Annotated in this window: 10 protein-coding genes; 6 read left to right on the plus strand and 4 right to left on the minus strand. The window is 65.4% G+C overall.

Annotated elements, in window-relative coordinates; genetic code table 11:
* The first annotated feature begins 124 nt into the window (after positions 1-124).
* From JKP78_RS24395 to JKP78_RS24415, 5 genes are all read left to right on the plus strand, one after another.
* Positions 125-1441 (plus strand): MFS transporter, encoded by a 1317-nt coding sequence (locus JKP78_RS24395; RefSeq protein ID WP_200627952.1) that lies wholly within the window; start codon positions 125-127, stop codon positions 1439-1441.
* Between the two features lie 15 nt (positions 1442-1456).
* Positions 1457-2848, plus strand: a complete 1392-nt coding sequence (locus JKP78_RS24400; RefSeq protein ID WP_186689894.1) for an FAD-dependent oxidoreductase — start codon at positions 1457-1459, stop codon at positions 2846-2848.
* A 97-nt stretch (positions 2849-2945) separates the two neighbouring features.
* Positions 2946-3656, plus strand: a complete 711-nt coding sequence (locus tag JKP78_RS24405) for a YebC/PmpR family DNA-binding transcriptional regulator (protein ID WP_170029433.1) — start codon at positions 2946-2948, stop codon at positions 3654-3656.
* Positions 3657-3809: 153 nt separating this feature from the next.
* Complete coding sequence (locus JKP78_RS24410) at positions 3810-4754, plus strand: LysR family transcriptional regulator (protein WP_186689896.1); 945 nt, start codon at positions 3810-3812, stop codon at positions 4752-4754.
* Between the two features lie 80 nt (positions 4755-4834).
* Positions 4835-6247: a DOPA decarboxylase gene (locus JKP78_RS24415; protein ID WP_200627953.1), complete on the plus strand. Its 1413-nt coding sequence runs from the start codon at positions 4835-4837 to the stop codon at positions 6245-6247.
* Between the two features lie 35 nt (positions 6248-6282).
* Here JKP78_RS24415 and JKP78_RS24420 read toward each other — a convergent pair whose 3' ends face one another.
* Entirely contained in the window at positions 6283-7656 is a 1374-nt protein-coding gene (locus JKP78_RS24420; RefSeq protein ID WP_200627955.1) for an MFS transporter, read from the minus strand.
* Positions 7657-7943: 287 nt separating this feature from the next.
* Here JKP78_RS24420 and quiC point away from each other — a divergent pair, with 287 nt between their 5' ends.
* On the plus strand, positions 7944-9851 hold the full coding sequence (gene quiC / locus JKP78_RS24425; protein ID WP_200627957.1) for a 3-dehydroshikimate dehydratase QuiC: 1908 nt from the start codon (positions 7944-7946) through the stop codon (positions 9849-9851).
* A gap of 65 nt (positions 9852-9916) precedes the next feature.
* On the opposite strand, the gene JKP78_RS24430 is transcribed toward quiC, so the two are convergent.
* The 3 genes from JKP78_RS24430 to JKP78_RS24440 all read right to left on the minus strand — a co-directional run bounded on the left by JKP78_RS24430 (position 9917) and on the right by JKP78_RS24440 (position 12886).
* Entirely contained in the window at positions 9917-10585 is a 669-nt protein-coding gene (locus JKP78_RS24430) for a class I SAM-dependent methyltransferase (protein ID WP_200627959.1), read from the minus strand.
* Positions 10586-10602: 17 nt separating this feature from the next.
* Positions 10603-11466, minus strand: coding sequence for a diguanylate cyclase (locus JKP78_RS24435; protein ID WP_186689906.1), 864 nt, complete (start codon positions 11464-11466; stop codon positions 10603-10605).
* Positions 11467-11557: 91 nt separating this feature from the next.
* A complete protein-coding gene (locus JKP78_RS24440; protein ID WP_186689908.1) occupies positions 11558-12886 on the minus strand; it encodes a TolC family outer membrane protein in 1329 nt (442 codons plus the stop codon).
* Between the last annotated feature and the right edge of the window lies 1 nt (position 12887).

Below are 12887 nucleotides of genomic sequence, written 5' to 3' on the forward strand. Positions count from 1 at the left end.
CCATGGCCCCCACACGGCGCCATCTGACCCGATGACAGACTCGTCATCGCTGTGCGCAACACAACAACAAGACAGGCGTTTCTTCACATTCTGCCGGCACACTTGAGCAAGAGGTCAGACTTAAATGAACCAGTCCCTAGCCACGTTGAAACGCTGGCGCATCCAGATCTTCGCCATCACCTGGCTGGCCTACGCCGCCTTCTACTTCACCCGCAAGGCCTTCTCGGTGGCCAAGCTGGGCATCGCCGAAGACCCGAATTTCATGCTCGACAAGGCCGCCATGGCCAACCTCGACGCGATCTACCTGGCCGCCTATGCCGTGGGCCAGTTCACCTGGGGCATGCTTGCCGACCGCTTCGGCCCGCGCGTGGTGGTGCTCGGCGGCCTGCTGATTTCGGCAGGCGCTGCCGTGGTGATGGGCAGTTACGCCACCTTCCCGATCTTTGCCACCTGCATGCTGGTGCAAGGCCTGGCGCAATCCACCGGCTGGGCCGGGTTGTGCAAGAACATCGGCAGTTTCTTCCCCGCCGTGCAGCGCGGACGGGTGCTGGGCTTGTGGAGCTCCTGCTATGCCTTCGGCGGCCTGGTGGCCTCGCCGTTCGCCGGTTGGTGGGCCTACACCTTGGTCGGCACCTGGCACGCGGCGTTCTTCTCCAGCGCCGCCGTGGTTGCGCTGGTGGCGCTGCTGTTCTTCTTGCTGCAGCGCAACAAGCCTGAAGACGTCGGCCTGCTGGCGGTCGAGCCCGAGCCACAGAGCATGGCCCCGGGCGGCAACCTGTGCAGCCTGTGGGCACCGCTGAAGGAAATCCTGCGCAACCGAACGGTGCTGACCCTGGGGCTGGCCTACTTCCTGTTGAAACCGGCGCGCTACGCCATCCTGCTGTGGGGGCCGGTGATCGTCTTCGAGCAGATGCCCTCGGTGGGCAAGGTGGGCGCGGCGATCATCCCCACGGCCTTCGAACTGGCCGGGTTGCTCGGGCCGATCCTGATCGGCCTGGCTTCGGACAAACTGTTCGGCGCCCGGCGCATGCCGGCCTGCGTGATCAGCCTGGTACTGCTGACCGTGACCCTGGCGGCGTTCATGGCGGCCATGCACACCGGCAGCGTGGTGCTGGTGGTGGCCCTGCTGTTCATCATGGGCCTTACCCTGTACGGGCCGGACTCGATGATCAGTGGCGCTGCGGCGATCGACTTCGGTACCGCCAAGGCCGGCGCCACCGCGGCAGGCTTCGTCAACGGCTGTGGCTCGGTGGGGGCGGTGCTGGGCGGGCTGCTACCGGGCTACTTCGACGGCGTCACGGTGTTCATCGTGTTCGCCGGCTGTGCGCTGTTCTCGGCACTGGTATTGCTGCCGCACTGGAACAGCCGCCCGGCCAGCGCCGCGCAGAGCGCCGACCTGGCACCGAACACCAGCATGGCAATCAAGCCATTGCGTACCTGAAAGGAAAGCGAGCGAATGAGACCCTTCTGGCTGCAACAGGCCCTGGATTCGGCGCAAGAGGCGGTGTGCCCGCCATTGCCTGGCGATGCCCGTTGCGATGTGTGCATCGTTGGTGGCGGCTACACCGGGCTGTGGACTGCGCTGATGCTCAAGGAGGCACAGCCGGCCCTGGACATCGTGCTGATCGAAGCCGATATCTGCGGTGCCGGCGCCAGTGGGCGCAACGGTGGTTGCGCGTTGTCCTGGTCGGCCAAGTACTTCACCCTGGAGCGCCTGTTCGGCGTGGCCGAGGCGGTGCGTCTGGTGCGCGAGTCGGAGCGCAGCATCGGTGAAATCGGTGCGTTCTGTGCAGCCAATGGCATCGACTGTGACTACCGCCTGGACGGCACGCTGTACACCGCCACCAACGCGGCCCAGGTGGGTGCTACTGACGCGGTGATCGCCGCGCTGCAGCGCCAGGGCATCAATTCGTTCCGCCGCCTGCCGCTGGACCAGGTGCAGCGCCTGGCAGGCTCGGCGCGGCACCTGGAGGGCTGGTTCTCGCCGGCCGCCGCCACGGTGCAACCGGGCAAGCTGGTGCGCGGCCTGCGCCGGGTGGCCTTGCAGCGCGGCGTGCGCATTCATGAAGGCACGGCCATGACCGGCCTGGAGCATGGCACCCCGGTGCAGGTGCGCACCCCCCATGGCACGCTGCGCGCCGAACGCGTGGTGCTCGGCCTGAATGCCTGGATGGCGCGGGCCTTCCCGCAGTTCGAGCGCAGCGTGGCGATTGTTTCCAGCGACATGGTCATCACCGAACCGTGCCCCGACCTGCTGCACCAAGTCGGTCTGGACAGCGGTATCAGCGTGCTCGACTCGCGCATCTTCGTGCATTACTACCACAACACCTCCGATGGCCGGCTGATGCTTGGCAAGGGCGGCAATACCTTTGCCTATGGCGGGCGCATGTTGCCGGTGTTCGACCAGCCGTCGCCATACCGGCCACTGCTGCGCGAAAGCCTGGGCGGGTTTTTCCCGGCGCTGGCCGAGGTGCCGCTGGCGGCCAGCTGGAACGGGCCGTCGGACCGCTCGGTAACCGGTTTGCCGTTCTTTGGCCGGCTGGACGGGCAGGGCAACGTGTTCTACGGCTTTGGTTATTCGGGCAGCGGGGTCGGCCCGTGCCACATGGGCGGGCAGATCCTCTCGTCGCTGGCCTTGGGGTTGGACAACCCATGGACCCGCTCGCCGCTGGTCAAGGGGCCGCTGGGGTGGTTCCCGCCTGAGCCGATCCGCTACCTCGGCTCGTTGCTGGTGCGCAATGCCATCCGCCGCAAGGAACGCGCCGAAGACCACGGTTTGCGCCCGCGTCGGTTGGACGTACGCCTGGCACGCTTTGCCGCGGCAGCGGGCAAGGCCGATAAAGGCTGACGAGATTTCTTGTCGATCGCATGCCTGAGGGCGTATAAACTGCACCCACTTTTGGCCGGTCGCTTCCTGAACCGGCCGCTGAAACAAGAGAGTCGACATGGGCGCACAGTGGAAAGCCAAACATAAAGAAGCCGCGGCCAACGCCAAAGGCAAGATCATGGGCAAGCTGTCCAAAGAGATCCAGATCGCCGCCAAGTCCGGCGCCGACCCTGACATGAACCCGCGCCTGCGCCTGGCCATCGAGCAGGCCAAGAAGGCCTCGATGACCCGCGAAACCCTGGAACGCGCTATCCGCAAGGGCGCGGGCCTGGACGGCGATGCCGTGCAGTACTCGGCGGTCAGCTACGAAGGCTTCGCCCCGCACCAGGTGCCGCTGATCGTCGAGTGCCTGACCGACAACGTCAACCGCACCGTCGCGCAGATCCGCGTGCTGTTCCGCAAGGGCCAGCTGGGCGCCAGCGGCTCGGTGGCCTGGGACTTCAACCACGTCGGCCTGATCGAAGCCACCGCCAACGGTGACGCCGACCCAGAGATGGCGGCCATCGAGGCCGGTGCCCAGGACTTCGAGGAAGGTGACGAAGAGGGTTCGACCCTGTTCATCACCGACACCACCGACCTGGATGCCGTGCAGAAGGCCTTGCCGGAGCATGGCTTCACCGTGACCTCGGCGAAGATCGGCTACACCCCGAAGAACCCGGTGAGTGCCGCCAGCCTGAGTGCCGAGGCGCTGGCCGAGGTGGAAGCGTTCCTCGAGGCGATCGACGAGAACGATGATGTGCAGAACGTGTACGTCGGCTTGACTGACTGATCCATGTAATCGGGGCCGCTTTGCGGCCCATCGCGACGCAAGGCCGCTCCTACAGGGTTTGGCGCATCACTGAATGGCGGTGATCCCTGCAGCGGCGGCCTTGTGTCGCGAAACGAGGGCAAAGCCCTCGCCCGCGGTCTGGAGCCGAGCCCGATGAACCCCACCTTCGCCTCCCTCAGCCTCGCCCACCTGCGTACCCTCGACCACCTGCTGCAGCTGAAGAACCTCAGCCACGCCGCCGAGCGCCTCGGCGTCAGCCAGTCCGCCCTGAGCCGCCAGCTGGCCCACCTGCGCGAAGCCTTCGACGACCTGCTACTGGTGCGCCAGGGCCGGGGTTATGTGCTCAGCGAGCACGCCGAAGCGCTGGTCGAACCCCTGCGCCAGGTCCTCGAAGAACTGCACGCCCTGCGCCAACCCGCAGTGTTCGACCCGGCACGTTGCGAGCGGCGTTTCTGCCTGGCCGCTTCGGACTACGTGGCCGAGCACATGCTGCCGCTGCTGGTGGCGGCGCTGGAGCGCGAAGCACCTGGAGTATCGCTGGAGTATCGCACCTGGCAGGCCGGCCAGTACGCCTTGCTGGCCAGTGGCGAGATCGACCTGGCCACCACCTTGTTCGACGAGTCGCCGCCCAACCTGCACGGCCGCCTGCTGGGTGAGGACCGCGCGGTGTGCCTGATGCGCCACGACCACCCGCTGGCCACCCACGGTGCGCTCAGCCAGGCCGACTACCTGGCGCACAAGCATGTGCGGATTTCCGGCGGCGGCGACAAGGACAGCTTCATCGACCGCCACCTGCGCGCCCAGGGCCTGCAACGGCGGGTCAGCCTGGAAGTGCCGTTCTTCTCCGCCACCGTGCAGGTAATCGCCAACAGCCAGGCGCTGGCCACCGTGCCCGAGCACATCGCCCGCCAATTGTGCCGCCTGCATCAGCTGGCCTGGCGGCCGCTGGGCTTCATCGACCACCGCCAGCGCTATTGGGTGGTATGGCACCAGCGCCTGCAAGCCTCGGCCGAGCACCGCTGGTTGCGTAACCGGGTGTTCGAGTTGTGGCGCCAGTCGCAGTTCGGTGTACAGGGCGGGCATGCGGGTTTGCCATAGCAGGTATGCGCGAGGCGGGGTTATTCGCAGCAGCGTAGGTGCCTAGACTGGGGGCAGCAGATAACCCACAGGAGCCCCACGTGACCCCCGAACAATTCCGCCAGTACGGCCATCAGCTGATCGACCTGATCGCCGACTACCGCCAGAGCGTCGGCGAACGCCCGGTCATGGCCCAGGTCGAGCCCGGCTACCTCAAGGCCGCCTTGCCCGGCAGCGCCCCGCAGCAGGGCGAACCTTTCGCCGCGATCATCGACGACGTCAACCAGCTGCTCATGCCCGGCCTGTCCCACTGGCAACACCCGGATTTCTACGGCTACTTCCCCTCCAACGGCACCCTGTCATCGGTGCTTGGCGACTTTCTCAGCACCGGCCTCGGCGTACTCGGCCTGTCGTGGCAATCCAGCCCGGCCCTGAGCGAGCTGGAGGAGACCACCCTCGATTGGCTGCGCCAGCTGCTCGGCCTGTCTGACCAGTGGAGCGGGGTGATCCAGGACACCGCGTCGACCAGCACCCTGGTGGCGCTGATCTGTGCCCGTGAACGCGCCAGCGACTACGCCCTGGTGCGCGGTGGCCTGCAAGCCCAGGCCAGGCCGCTGATCGTCTACGTCAGTGCCCATGCCCACAGCTCGGTGGACAAGGCGGCGCTGCTGGCTGGTTTTGGCCGCGACAACATCCGCCTGATTCCGACCGACGAACACTACGCCCTGCGTCCGCAGGCACTGCAGGCGGCCATCGAACAGGACCTGGCTGCCGGCAACCAGCCCTGCGCTGTGGTCGCTACCACCGGCACCACGGCCACCACGGCCCTCGACCCGCTGCGCCCGATCGGCGAGATCGCCCAGGCCCATGGCCTGTGGTTGCACGTGGATTCGGCCATGGCCGGCTCGGCGATGATCCTGCCGGAATGTCGCTGGATGTGGGACGGCATCGAGCTGGCCGACTCGGTAGTGGTCAATGCGCACAAGTGGCTGGGCGTGGCCTTCGACTGCTCGATCTACTACGTGCGCGACCCGCAGCACCTGATTCGGGTGATGAGCACCAACCCCAGCTACCTGCAGTCGGCGGTGGATGGCGAGGTGAAGAACCTGCGTGACTGGGGCATCCCGCTGGGCCGGCGGTTCCGCGCGCTGAAGCTGTGGTTCATGTTGCGTAGCGAGGGCGTCGAGGCCTTGCAGGCGCGCCTGCGGCGTGACCTGGACAATGCCCAGTGGCTGGCCGCGCAGGTCAATGCGGCGGTGGATTGGGAGGTACTGGCACCGGTGCCGTTGCAGACCTTGTGCATTCGCCATCGGCCGGCGGGGCTGGAGGGCGAAGCGCTGGATGCGCATACCAAGGGCTGGGCCGAGCGGCTGAATGCTTCCGGGGATGCCTATGTGACACCGGCAACGCTGGATGGGCTGTGGATGGTGCGGGTGTCGATCGGGGCGTTGCCGACCGAGCGAGGGGATGTCGAGCGGTTGTGGCAGCGGCTGCAGGGTGTGGTCAAAGGTTGAAATGGCCGGGGGCGCAAAGCGCCCCCGGCAAGCCATCAATGGCTCACTGCCTGGAAGCTGCCTTTGCGGCTGGCTTCATAGGCTTCTTTTTCCATCGGCTTGGCCTGCGGGTTACCCAGGTCATCCATCGACAAACGATGGGTTTCCGGGGCGATGTAGGCCGCCAGGGCGCACACGCAAGTGATGAAGAACGCCAGCCCACCGATCACCAGCGGGATGTTGTCCGAGCCGGGCGGGGCGACCAGGGCGAACAGTGCCGGCAGCATGGCGGTCAGCATGGTGCCGATGTTCTGGGCGATGGCCATGGCCGACACGCGGTAGCGGGTCTGGAACAGCTCTGGGTAGAAGCTGGGGAACACCGCGTTGTAACCCTGGTAGACCATGCCCCACATGACGATCGAGGTGGCGAACGCCAGCGGTACGTTGTGCATGCTGATCGCATACAGGTAGACGAAGGCCAGCAGGCCCGAACCCAGGCAGCCTGTGATCATGGTCGGGCGCCGGCCGATCTTGTCGGAGAGGTTGCCGACGAACGGAATCACCAGCACCGCGACGATGTTGCCAACGACCGGGATCCACAAGTACACGCTCTTGTCGAAGCCGATGCCATAGGCCGGTTGTACCGCGTAGGCGGCACCGAAGATGGTGGCCACCACCGGGATCACGTTCATCAGGGCCATGAACATCACCAGCACCATGTGCTTCCAGCTGTGGCGGAAGGCCTCGCGGATCGGTGACTTGGCGACTTTGTCCTGCTTCTCTTCCTTCACGAACGCCGGGGTTTCGTGCACTTCCTTGCGGATGATGAAGCCGGCCACCAGTACGAAGGCGCTCATCAGGAACGGAATGCGCCAGCCCCAGTCGCTGAAGGCTTCGCTCGGCATGAAGTAGGCCAATGGCAGGAATACCGCTGCCGCCAGCACCTGGCCGGCCTGCACCCCTTGCAAGGTGAAGCTGGCGAAGTAGCCCCTGCGGCCGAACGGCGCATGCTCCATGATCATGGAGCTGGCGCCGGAAATTTCGCCGGCCACTGCAAAGCCCTGGATCAGGCGCAGTACCACCAGCAAGGCGGGGGCGAGGTAACCGATGTCGTGGTAGGTAGGCAGCAGGCCCACGGCCATGGTCGACAGGCCCATCAGGAACATGCACAGCAGCAGGACATTCTTGCGCCCGCGGGTGTCACCCCAGTGGCCCAGCACGAAGGCGCCGACCGGGCGCGCCAGGTAGCCCACGCCGTAGGTGGCCAGCGAGGCGATGATGGCCATCTTCGGGTCGGTGTTGGGGAAGAATATCTGCGGGAAAATCAGCGCCGCGGCCTGGGCGTAGATGAAAAAGTCGTAGTACTCGAGTGCCGAGCCTATCCATCCACTGGCGGTCGCTTTCTTGGCTTGCGAGCTGGAGTGAGCCATCGTTGTCTCCGTTGTTATTGTTGTTTGCGCAGGGTCGGCCATCGCTTTCGCAAGGGCAGGGGGCAGCGGTCGGTGGGCCTGCGTTGTGGTTCATGTTGACCACGGGCCAGCGGTCTAGCAATTCGTCAAAACGGGTTTTGTGCGGTAATCGAACGCAAAACTAACCATTCCGTACAAAGATATTGAAGCGTCGACTTTACCTGCGAATAATCGATCGTGCCAGAAACGGTGACCGGGGTTTTCCTGCGCCTGGCACCGTCAGCCTCTAACAACAAGGAACTCCCGCCATGCAGCGTTCGATCGCCACTGTGTCCTTGAGCGGTACCCTGCCGGAAAAGCTTGAAGCCATCGCCGCCGCCGGGTTTGACGGCGTCGAGATCTTCGAGAACGACCTGCTCTATTACGCCGGCAGCCCGCGCCAGGTACGTCAGATGTGTGCCGATGCAGGGCTTGCCATCACCCTGTTCCAGCCGTTTCGTGACTTTGAAGGCTGCCGCCGCGACCGTTTGCAGAAGAACCTCGACCGCGCCGAGCGCAAGTTCGACCTGATGCAGGAACTGGGCACCGACCTGGTGCTGGTGTGCAGCAACGTCCAGGCCGATGCCCTGGGCGAAGAGCAACTGCTGGTCGACGACCTGCGCCTGCTGGCCGAGCACGCCGGCAAACGCGGCCTGCGCATTGGCTACGAAGCCCTGGCCTGGGGCCGCCACGTCAATACCTACCAGCAAGTCTGGAACCTGGTGCGCCAGGCCGACCACCCGGCGCTCGGGGTGATCCTCGACAGTTTCCACACGCTGTCACTGAAAGGCGACCCGCAGGCGATCCGCGAAATTCCCGGCGACAAGATTTTCTTCGTGCAGATGGCCGACGCACCGATCCTGGCCATGGACGTGCTGGAGTGGAGCCGCCACTTCCGCTGTTTCCCGGGGCAGGGCGAAATGGACATGGCCGGGTTCCTGGCGCCGATCCTTGCCACCGGCTACCGTGGCCCGCTGTCGCTGGAAATATTCAACGACGGCTTCCGTGCCGCACCGCCGCGGCAGAATGCCGCCGACGGCCTGCGCTCGTTGCTGTACCTCGAAGAGCAGACGCGCCTGCGCCTGGAGCAGGAGGGTACGCCGATCGAACCCGGCGTGCTGTTCAGCCCACCGGCCGCCAGCACCTATGATGGTGTCGAGTTCCTCGAATTCGCGGTCGACGAAGCCGTTGGCGCACGCCTGGGCGGCTGGCTGAAACGCCTGGGCTTCGCCGAAGCCGGCAAGCACCGCAGCAAAGAGGTGCAACTGCTGCGCCAGGGCGATATCAATATCGTCCTCAATGCCGAACCCTATTCCTTCGGCCACAACTTCTTCGAGGCCCACGGCCCGTCGCTGTGCGCCACTGCGCTGCGGGTCAAGGACCAGCAAGCGGCGCTGAAGCGCGCCACCGCCTTCCGTGGCCAACCGTTCCGTGGCCTGGTCGGCCCCAACGAGTGCGAAGTGCCGGCAGTACGTGCACCGGATGGCAGCCTGCTGTACCTGGTGGAGCAGGGCACGGCCGGCCAGACCCTGTATGACACTGACTTCAGTCTGGACAAAAACGCCACCGCCACCGGTGGCCTGCGCCGCATCGACCACATGGCGCTGGCCCTGCCGGCTGAATCGCTGGACAGCTGGGTGCTGTTCTACAAGACCCTGTTCGACTTCGCCGCCGACGATGAAGTGGTGTTGCCCGACCCTTACGGTCTGGTCAAGAGCCGCGCCCTGCGCAGCCAGTGCGGTACCTTGCGCCTGCCCCTGAATATCTCGGAAAACCGCAACACCGCCATCGCCCATGCGCTGTCCAGCTACCGGGGTTCAGGCGTGCACCACATCGCCTTCGACTGTGACGACATCTTCCGTGAAGTGGCGCGTGCCAAGCTGGCTGGGGTGCCGCTGCTGGAAATTCCGCTGAACTACTACGACGACCTGGCGGCGCGCTTTGATTTCGATGACGAATTCCTCAGCGAACTGGCGTACTACAACGTGCTGTACGACCGTGATGCGCAGGGCGGCGAGTTGTTCCACGTGTACACCGAACCGTTCGAGGAGCGCTTTTTCTTCGAGATCATCCAGCGCAAGGGCGGCTATGCCGGTTACGGTGCGGCCAACGTGGCGGTACGCCTGGCAGCCATGGCCAAGGCCCGTAGTGGCGCAGCGCGCAAGCCAGTGCTCTGAACGCTGTCCGTGCAGGAGCGGCCTTGCGTCGCGATGGGCCGCTCCTACAAGGCCCCATGTTTAGCTCAGGGGCGCTCAGCTACCAGCAACAGTGACTGCGGCACCGCGCTCTGCGGGTGCTGCGGCTCCTGCAGGCTGGCCAGCCGCAACCCCGCCAGGTCCAGCGCATTGAACCAACTGGCGAGGGTGCGGAAGTACCAGGGCATCACCTGCCAATCCCCGTCCAGGCCGGTAAACGATTCCTCCCGCCAACCGTCGTGGTATTGCCCATTGGCCACACTCCACGGGTGCAGGGTCTGGACCACCAGCGCGCCACCGGGCAACAGCAAGCCGCGCATGGCCGCCAGCAACGGAATGATGTCCTGCTGCAACAGGGCGAAGTTGGCGCAGATCAGGTCGTAGCCCTGGCCTACCTGCGCTTGCCCATTGGCCAGCTGGGCAAAGCGGGCCAGGTGCACTTGTGCGCTGCCCGCAGCGAGCGCGGCTTGCACCAGTGCCGGGTCTGCGTCGACCCCCACTGCCTGGATGCCACGCTCGCCCAGTGCGCGCAGCAACCAGCCCTCGCCACAGCCCAGGTCCAGCACGCGTTGCGGCTGACGGCCCAGGATGGCCAACAGGATGGCCTGGTCAGTGACCTGGCGGCGGCTCGCGATAGCGCCGCTGCGCACGGCTGCGATCCAAGCCTGGGCATTGTGCTGCCAGCTGGCGAGCAAGGCCTCTTCCGGGTCGTGCATGGGCGGTCTCCTCGCGGTCAACCGGCCGCTGCGCGCTGACGTTTGATCTGGTACATGTGCCCGTCGGCATGGCGCAGCAGTGTGTCGGCGTCGTTGCCATCCTCCGGGAAACAGGCCACGCCGATGCTGCAGGTGGGGGTGGCGATACCGGCGAATTCGGCGCCGAGCGGCTCGGCCATGGTCGCCAGAATCTGCGTCACCCGCTCGGCGATAAGCTCTGGCGAGGGGCAATTGGGCAGCAGCACGGTGAACTCGTCACCGCCCATCCGCGCTACCGTTTCGCCAGCGCCCACGCAGCTTTCCAGGCGCCGGGCCAGGGCGCACAGCACCCGGTCGCCCATGCTGTGCCCGTGGTTGTCGTTGATCTGCTTGAAATCATTGATATCGAGAAACAGCAGGGCCAGTGGCCGATCCTGGCGGCGGGCTGCGGCAAGGGCGGATTCCAGCTGTTCATTGAACCGGGTGCGGTTGGCCAGCCGGGTCAGCGGGTCATGGTGAGCCAGAAAGCGCAGTTCCTCTTCGGCCAGATGCAGGGCAGTCACATCCCGCGCCACGCCGATGCGCGCATCCGCCTCGTCGGACCAGCATGCCGCCCACAGGATGTGCACCACACCGCCATCCTTGCGGATATAGCGGTTGCGAAAGTCGTAGTGAGGGTGGCCGCTCATGACCCGCACGATCGAGGCGCGGGTCATCGCCAGGTCGTCAGGGTGCATGTAGTCGGTGATCGGGGTGCCGATCAGTTCGCTGGCCTGGTAGCCCAGCAACGCCTCGCAGGCATCGCTGACGAAGACGATCTGGTTGTCGCGATCGACCACGAATACCGTGTCCAGCATCAGGTGGATCAGCCTGGGGTACAACGTTTGCAGGTCTACGGGCATGGGTCAGGACGTCCGCGGCAGGGTGACCGATCATAGCCTGAATCCGGCAACCTGCGGCAAGCGCGGTTGCCGCGGGCGTAGCGCGCGACACTCAATTGCTGACCACCAGTTCTGGCCCGAGGTAGTCGTTGATCTGCTGGATGTCGTCGTCGCCCAGGCTACCGACCGACGAGGCGAGGCGCAGCCGCGACAACAGGTAGTTCAACTTCGCCTCGAACAGGTCGTGGCGGGCGTCATACAGCAGCTCCTCGGCATTGAGCACGTCCGAGTTGGTGCTGGTGCCGCCTTCCTTGAAGCCCTTGCGGGTCGAGAGCAGCGAGCGCTCGTTGGAGGCCACGGCCTTTTCCAGTGCCTGGACCCGCAAGGCGCCACTCTGCACGCCATTGAACTCGCGGGTGGTTTCCGAAATTACCTGCTGGCGGGCGGCGTCCAGCTCATCCAGGGCCTTGGAGCTGTTGGCGCCGGCCTGGCGGGTGAGGGCGCTGGTACCGCCGCCGCTGTACAGCGGAATGTTCAGCTCCAGCCCGACCGAGCTGTAATGGTTGCGCTGGTTCAGTTCGGAAATCGACTGGCTGCTGCTGGCGGTATAGCCGGCGACGAAGTCCAGGGTCGGCCAGTGCCCGGCGCGGGCGCGTTTCACTTCTTCTTCGGCCAGCTCGTAGTTGTGCCGGCGGGCGTGAATCAGCGGGCTGTCGGCCTGCGCCTTGACCAGCCAGTCCTGCAGGTTGCCCGGCAGCAGCGGCGGGGTGTTGAAGCTTGGCTGCAAGGTGGTCAGCGACTCTGGGGTTTCACCGATGAATTCCTCCAGCTTGCGGCGGGCATTGACCAGGTTGTCCCGGGCTTCGATCAGGTCGGCTTCGGCCAGGTCGCGGCGGGCAACCGACTCGTCGATGTCGGTGATGGTGCCGTCACCCAGTTCCATGCGCCGCTTGGCCGACGCCAGTTGCTCTTCGAAGGCGTTAAGCTTGGCCTTGGCCAGGGTGATGGTTTCGCTGGCCAGCAGTACGTCGAAGTAGGCTTCGGCCAGGCTTACCGCAGCGTCCTGGCTCTTGGCGTCGAACACCGCCACGCTGTACTCGGCACGTTGCTGGCCCTGGCGGTACTCGGCCATCTTCTGCTTGTTGAACAATGGCTGGCGCAGGCGCACGCTGGCGCCTTTGGAGTCGTAATCCAGGTCCCGGTCCAGGCCATACTGGCTCTGGCTGCCGTTGATCTTGTTGAAATAGCCCACGGCATTGATCTGCGGCAGCAACCCGGCCTGGCCGATGGCGCGATTCTCGCTGCCGGCTTGTTTTTCGTGCACGGCGGCCTGGTAGATCGGGCCTTGGTACTGCAACAGGTCCCAGGCTTGCTTGAGGTCCATGGCACTGGCCTGCATGGCCACCCCCCACAGGCACAGCATCAGGCACGGGCGGTTCATG

Source organism: Pseudomonas sp. LAM2023 (assembly GCF_016620375.1).
Lineage (GTDB): Bacteria > Pseudomonadota > Gammaproteobacteria > Pseudomonadales > Pseudomonadaceae > Aquipseudomonas > Aquipseudomonas anuradhapurensis.

Excerpts from the sequence above, each read along its gene's own strand:
- JKP78_RS24440 (WP_186689908.1), bottom strand. The coding sequence starts at position 12,886 with ATGAACCGCCCGTGCCTGATGCTGTGCCTGTGGGGGGTGGCCATGCAG.
- JKP78_RS24430 (WP_200627959.1), bottom strand. The coding sequence starts at position 10,585 with ATGCACGACCCGGAAGAGGCCTTGCTCGCCAGCTGGCAGCACAATGCC.
- quiC (WP_200627957.1), top strand. The coding sequence starts at position 7,944 with ATGCAGCGTTCGATCGCCACTGTGTCCTTGAGCGGTACCCTGCCGGAA.
- JKP78_RS24420 (WP_200627955.1), bottom strand. The coding sequence starts at position 7,656 with ATGGCTCACTCCAGCTCGCAAGCCAAGAAAGCGACCGCCAGTGGATGG.
- JKP78_RS24400 (WP_186689894.1), top strand. The coding sequence starts at position 1,457 with ATGAGACCCTTCTGGCTGCAACAGGCCCTGGATTCGGCGCAAGAGGCG.
- JKP78_RS24405 (WP_170029433.1), top strand. The coding sequence starts at position 2,946 with ATGGGCGCACAGTGGAAAGCCAAACATAAAGAAGCCGCGGCCAACGCC.
- JKP78_RS24435 (WP_186689906.1), bottom strand. The coding sequence starts at position 11,466 with ATGCCCGTAGACCTGCAAACGTTGTACCCCAGGCTGATCCACCTGATG.
- JKP78_RS24395 (WP_200627952.1), top strand. The coding sequence starts at position 125 with ATGAACCAGTCCCTAGCCACGTTGAAACGCTGGCGCATCCAGATCTTC.
- JKP78_RS24410 (WP_186689896.1), top strand. The coding sequence starts at position 3,810 with ATGAACCCCACCTTCGCCTCCCTCAGCCTCGCCCACCTGCGTACCCTC.